At 52.0% G+C, this 5672-nt stretch carries 6 protein-coding genes; all 6 read left to right on the top strand.

Annotation, left to right across the window (positions count from 1 at the left end):
• Positions 1–138: 138 nt before the first annotated feature.
• Positions 139–660, top strand: a complete 522-nt coding sequence (locus QSJ34_RS18335) for a hypothetical protein (RefSeq protein WP_285578117.1) — start codon at positions 139–141, stop codon at positions 658–660.
• 562 nt (positions 661–1222) lie between these two features.
• Positions 1223–1582 (top strand): hypothetical protein, encoded by a 360-nt coding sequence (locus QSJ34_RS18330; RefSeq protein ID WP_285578116.1) that lies wholly within the window; start codon positions 1223–1225, stop codon positions 1580–1582.
• Between the two features lie 165 nt (positions 1583–1747).
• Positions 1748–2143 (top strand): hypothetical protein, encoded by a 396-nt coding sequence (locus QSJ34_RS18325; RefSeq protein ID WP_285578114.1) that lies wholly within the window; start codon positions 1748–1750, stop codon positions 2141–2143.
• A 147-nt stretch (positions 2144–2290) separates the two neighbouring features.
• Complete coding sequence (locus QSJ34_RS18320) at positions 2291–2827, top strand: hypothetical protein (RefSeq protein ID WP_285578112.1); 537 nt, start codon at positions 2291–2293, stop codon at positions 2825–2827.
• Between the two features lie 174 nt (positions 2828–3001).
• Positions 3002–3538, top strand: coding sequence for a hypothetical protein (locus QSJ34_RS18315; RefSeq protein ID WP_285578110.1), 537 nt, complete (start codon positions 3002–3004; stop codon positions 3536–3538).
• A 1918-nt stretch (positions 3539–5456) separates the two neighbouring features.
• Positions 5457–5672, top strand: a 216-nt coding sequence (locus QSJ34_RS18310) for a type II toxin-antitoxin system CcdA family antitoxin (RefSeq protein ID WP_285578108.1), incomplete at its 3' end; no start/stop codon positions are given.

Raw genomic sequence — 5672 nt, 5'->3', positions numbered from 1 at the left:
CTCCCATCCATTCAGGCTCAAATCCCAAGGTGGTGCACGCTCGGGGCACCATTACTTCGGGCTCGGCCTAACCTCTCGCTGCAACGGACCCAGGCGCCAGCGCCTGGTCCGCTGAGCTTCTTTCGTTAGGAGGTCACATTGACTGCCCGTAACGCTATATTAATTTTCGGTATCTCCATCAGCGTCATTCATTGTGGAGGGCCAGCAACAACACCTGCTAAAATTGCTCCAAAACCGTCCGCAAGCGCTTCATTATTGAATATCAAACCGCAAACACTTCTCCATTTCCTAAAAGACACCTATGAACCTCAAGATGGGACACTTTCAGCAAATTCATTAAGTCGTCAAAACGCAATCACACTCGGCTGGGCTCAGATCAAGTTATTAGTTGGCAACGACGGTCGGATTTTGAATCGAGAATTGATGTCCTGCGATGGCAGGATGTGGAGTTTAATCAGATCATCACTTTTTAGAATTGAATTTGAAGCGACAAGCAAAGCCACATCAGGACCGTGGAACGTTGAAATTTACTTTTCATCCAGTGAAATCGACATAAATTCCGAAGCCTCCAATAGAAAGTCGACTTATTTTTTAAGAACTGACGGGGCAATCAAAGTGAATATCTTGAATGTCATTCCAGCGCCAACTGGAACCAACTAGTTATCTAACTCCTCCTAACCTTCCGCTCAAGTCGGACCCCGCCTGCATTGCCTTCCGTTCTCTCTCACCATTTCGCTATCTCGGCTCCGCTCGTCGCCTCGGTGCAGGCGTGGCCGCTTAGCTCACTCGTTAGGCCTCACTGAAAAGAGAAGCACCGATGATTCTGAATTCAGTTCCTCTAATGGCAATTCTCCAAGACCCATCACGGCGAAATAACGGCGTAATCGTTGTCATCCTGGTGGCAATACTCGCCGCGGTTGTAGGTGGTTCTGTTGCTGCCAAGAAAAACAAAAAGCAATGATTCTGGGCCCGGCCTAACCCTAAGCTCAACTCGGACCCCGCCTGCATTGTCTTCCGTTCTTTCTCTTCTCCCTGCTTCCTCGGCTTCGTTCATCGTCTCGGTGCAGGCGCGGCCGGTTAGCCGTTTTCGTTAGGGCGCTCGATGTCCTCTCACTCAATCCTTGTTTCACTCTGGCTGCTGAGGTGCTCATTCGTACCCGCCCAGAGTCAGCAAGCCCATGATTGCAGCGATGGCGCTTCAATTCGAAGGTTCGTCGGCCCAATGCCGTTAGTCCAGTCGCTCTGGCAGAACCTCCAAGCCACCAAGGTTCCACTTTGGGCCAAGGGAGAGTTTCACGATCAAGAATTCAAATACCTTGGCAGCACTCAATCCAGCAAATCTGTTCACCTTGTTTTGTTCACCACTACCTGGGGCAGCTCATGTCGAACAACGAATCGTCTCCTCGTTTTCGATCAATCCAACCAATTCATCGGCATGTATTCCCACCTGAACACCGTTAAGGGCTTCGAGCAGGGCCGCCTCGCACTAGAATCAGGCTTCGCTGAATTTCAGTCCGGCATTCCTGGAAAAATTGATTCTTCCAGCTTTGAATCGGCTGAGTCGGTAAGGTTGGGGTACTGACCCGTGTGCCCGATTCACGCCCTAACCCTGCGCTCAAGTCGGACCCCGCCTGCATTGCCTTCCGTCCTCTCTCATCATTTCGCTATCTCGGCTCCGCTCGTCGCCTCGGCGCAGGCGGTGCCGCTTAGCTTCATTCGTTAGGCTGCTCCACGCTGATTGGGATTCATGAACAAGGTCATTCAAGTATCAGCCCTTCTTCTCTTGGCAACGTTCATTGCCTGCTCGAGGCATACCCAGATAGCGACGATCAAATCACCTGTTGCTGGCGTTTTCTATACCGTTGAAACCTACGAGGGACAGGGAGCAATCGATAACGACTACACAAGGGTCTACCTTCATATGGAGCGGTCAGGCCAATCTGACAAGGCATTGGTTCTGAGTGGAACCTACGTTACCGTCTCCAAAATCATATGGATCAACTCGGCCGAAAACGTCATATTCATGGAAAATGGGGGTTTCACTAGTACTTTCCAAAACCAGGTCACACTACGGGCCGGAGGTGTCACCGAGACCTTTCATGCCTATCTTCAAGAAAGTCGAGCAACGCCCAAGGCACAATAACGAGCAGCCTAACCCTGCGCTCAAGTCGGACCCCGCCTGCATTGCCTTCCGCTCTCTCTCAGCATTTCGCTACCTCGGCTCCGCTCGTCGTCTCGGTGCAGGCGCGGCCGCTTAGCTTCATTCGTTAGGCAGCCTTTTGAGGTTTCGATGAAACGGCACTTATGGGTTTTCTTGGCAATCGGATGCTTTGCCTGTCAGGCGCTACCATGTCTCGCAGAATCGGTTGTTGACGTAGAGTTCTGCGAGTTGGTTCGAGACCCAGGGCTCTACGATCACAAACTCATAAAAATAACAGGCAACGCTAGCCACGGTTTCGAGGACTTCACCCTCTCAAGCGAATCATGCGGAAAGAGACCCACATATGTCTGGTTAGAAATTGGCGGCAAGATTGGCTCTCGAACAACCTATTGCTGTGGGCAAACCTATGAGGAAACCCGTAAAAAGGCCCTAATCGTTCAAGGGTTCGAAACCACTGTGATCAATGACGTGGCATTCGCGAAATTCATGGATGTAGTCATCAAGGAAGATTCCCAAGCAAAGGTCACAGTGATCGGCAGATTCTTCGCCGGAAATAAGTCCACCAACCCAAATGGCACTTTTTGGTCCGGGTTTGGCCATATGGGCGCCTACAGCCTGCTCGTCATTCAACAGGTGGTTTCGGTAGTCAGTCCAAGCTCGAAGTAGAATATGTCATTCCAAGGCCTCGTCTCAGTCTGCCTAACCCTCCGCTCAAGTCGGACCCCGCCTGCATTGCTTTCCGCTCTCTCTCAGCATTTCGCTATCCCGGCTCCGCCCGTCGTCTCGGTGCAGGCGTGGCCGCTTAGCTTCATTCGTTAGGTGGCATTCGATGAGTTTCATATGTTTCGAATGAAAATATTGACTCTCACTTGCACTGCATTTGCGGTTTTTGCAAATGCTGAGGTAGTCCAGCCTCGCATTCTGACAACAGACGAGATTGCGATTTACGAACTCCTCATCGGTCAATACGGAGGAGAGCTGGTTGTCTCCAGAGATATGATTTCGCAAAGCCCCAAAGAACTGTCTTCTATTTGGAAATACATCACCAGGTCCAATGGCCATATGTGGGCGGCCTTCCGTGTCACATCATCAGTTCAAACTGCATTCAATGATTTGATCACCCAGTCCAAGTCCAAATGGTCTATTCAGTCGTGGACTTCTCGATTTCCTCTCCAAACTGGGTCTTTACCTGATGAACAGCCACCGATCACGATCTTTCAATTCAGCCCTATCGGTTTTGATTCGACAAAAACCGTTGCCGTTGTAATCCGCTCTGGGCAACAAGGCCCGGATGCCGGAAGCACTGAAATGATCATCCTGAGAAAGGTTGATGGTGTGTGGAAAGTCGAAATTGAACGTACATATAGAATGTCTTAGCCTCCAATTCGATCATCCTTCACATGCCACCTAACCCTCCGCTGCACTCGGACCCCGCCTGCATTGCCTTTCGTTCTCTCTCAACTTCTTGCTAACTCGGCTTCGTTCAGCGCCTCGGTGCAGGCGTGGCCGGTGAGCTTCATTCGTTAGGCGCTACACATTCACCATGCCAACCTTCGTCGAATTTCACGACTCACGGATTCAGACAATCTCACGATGTGGGGATGAGATTGTTATTGAGCTCCCCTACGTCTATCTCTACCTGTTTGATGGTGCTCCGTTTCAGGAACCTGGATCAGGTTGCGGGCAAATTGGACGGTTGGTTTTCACGGGTGTTCTCTCATCTGAAATCCCTGAGTTTCAAGTTGAAGATGATTCAGATGGATTCGATATCTGGAGGGGTTCCCTCTCCGTGAATGGGCAGACTCAGAATGGAGTCTTTGAGCTTCCACTGAATGTTGAGTCCTCGGAAGTGAACGCTGAAATTGAATTCAACTCTGGTGCTATCTTCAAGGTTTCTTGCACAGGTGTTTCGTATACAGGGTTAAGTGAGCCCCGTTTCATCGAACGGTATCGCGCCTAACCTTTCGCTCAAGTCGGACCCCGCCTGCATTGCTTTCCGCTCTCTCTCAACATCTCGCTATCTCGGCTCCGCTCATCGTCCCGGTGCAGGCGGTGCCGCTTAGCTTCATTCGTTAGGCGTAATCGATCTTTTCGCTCTTTTGGTCCGCTGTATCCGTTCGCGCCGCGTTTCAGCACCGTTCGCGGTGGCCCACCCAGAAACGGCCGAACATCTGCCATCGTCGAGGTAACCTGGGTCAACGCCCAGCAATTCAAGCCTTCTTCCTGCCTTACTCGTTCTTTGCTCTTCAATTCTCAGAACCCTTGGCGCGGCAATTCGGGTCGCCCTCGCACTCAATTCACGCCGCGCCTAACCTCTCGCTGCAGCGGACCCAGGCGCCAGCGCCTGGTCCGCTGAGCTTCATTCGTTAGGCGCACTCCATACAAATTCCCAACCATCCTTTGAGCTGCGGATTCTCACATGTATAGACCGTTTGCCATTTTTGCTGAACTATTGCCGATTCTGATCACGGCAGGCGCGGCACTGGTTTACTGGAATTCCAGCAAAAACCGCCTTCTGTTCATATCGACCACCTTTTTCTCGACCTGGGGTTTGGGGCATTTGATTCGATTGATAGTTGTCCCCATCTCCCTCCTAACCATAGATCGAGTTGCCTCCCCTACACTCGACATGTCGTTTATCGTTGTTGGAACTGTCAGAATCGTAATAAGTCTTCTCGTCTGTATCCCATTTGTCCTTTGGCTCCGGTCGGCCTTTCACGCGCCTAACCCCTAGCTCAACTCGGACCCCGCCTGCATTGCCTCCCGCTCTCTCTCAAATTCTCGCTTACTCGGCTCCGTTCATCGCCTCGGTGCAGGCGGGGCCGGTTAGCCACATTCGTTAGGCGTTAACGCTGGTTTTGCCTCTACGGGTTCAAACTCTAAATCTCGTCTCGGTTCTTTGATCGCCCCGCAAGGTTGCGTCCCACCGCTGCACAAACCACGGATTCGAAAGCTCCAACGGGGCGCCGTCTCACCGCTGCGGCATGTACGCGTCCTTTCGGTTCATCCGGCGGCATTTCCCTTCACTTCTGCGAAATCGAGCGCTACGCTTCGAACATTCGGCAATTCCATCAGTTTCCTTGCCCATTACCCGCTCTCACAAAGGCTCAGGTCTCGCCTAACCCTCCGCTGCACTCGGACCCCGCCTGCATTGCCTTTCGCTCTCTCTCAACCTCTTGCTAACTCGGCTTCGCTCGTCGCCTCGGTGCAGGCGGGGCCGGTGAGCTTCATTCGTTAGCCAACTTGACATGCGCTCATGGGTGCGCATACTGAATGCGTATCGCCGAGGTGCATCATGCAGGTCTACTACAAAACTGACGCCCCCAAGAAACCGGTCAACCTCTCCCTAAATGGTGACTTACTGAAGGTAAGCAAAGACCTTGGCCTCAACCTTTCCGGTCTCGCCGAAGAGGCCATTGCCAAGGCAGTCCGTGCGCGCCTTGCCGAGGTGTGGCTCTCAGAAAATGCTGATGCCATTCAGGCCTACAACAAGCGCGTTGAGTCTCAAGGG

The sequence above is a fragment of the Geothrix limicola genome, assembly GCF_030268085.1.
Taxonomy (GTDB): Bacteria; Acidobacteriota; Holophagae; order Holophagales; family Holophagaceae; genus Geothrix; species Geothrix limicola.
This window is presented reverse-complemented; position numbering and strand designations above follow the sequence as displayed.